This is a genomic window from Vibrio sp. S12_S33 (assembly GCF_963889785.1).
In the GTDB taxonomy this organism is placed as follows: domain Bacteria; phylum Pseudomonadota; class Gammaproteobacteria; order Enterobacterales; family Vibrionaceae; genus Vibrio; species Vibrio aestuarianus.
This window is the reverse complement of the sequence record NZ_CAWPQZ010000333.1, coordinates 1-284: the sequence shown is the minus strand read 5'-3', so window position 1 is coordinate 284 and position 284 is coordinate 1. Positions and strand designations below refer to the sequence as shown.

At 40.5% G+C, this 284-nt stretch carries 1 pseudogene; it reads right to left on the bottom strand.

Annotated elements, in window-relative coordinates:
* Nucleotides 1-139: pseudogene (locus AACW06_RS20360) on the bottom strand (GNAT family N-acetyltransferase); the annotation flags it as partial.
* Nucleotides 140-284: the final 145 nt, after the last annotated feature.

The window sequence follows — 284 nt, the reverse complement described above, 5'->3', positions numbered from 1 at the left end:
ATGACCAATACAACTTTACTTCTTGTTCATCGACTGGTGTTAAGAAGCCTACAGAGGCTCCACTTTCTATACAATCAGTTAGTAACGAATTTAGCTGTTCGACTAAACCTGATGTTGTACTTACTTCCTTTATTTCCACGAAACTTTCCTTGTAATTTAACGCCCAATTAAGTGGTGAACAACGCACTGACCAAGCCGCCGCATTGCACCGTAAAACACTTTACGCAACGCATAGTAAAACTGCCACGCGTTGAGAATCCACTTGAATTGCTTGTTATGTGAAT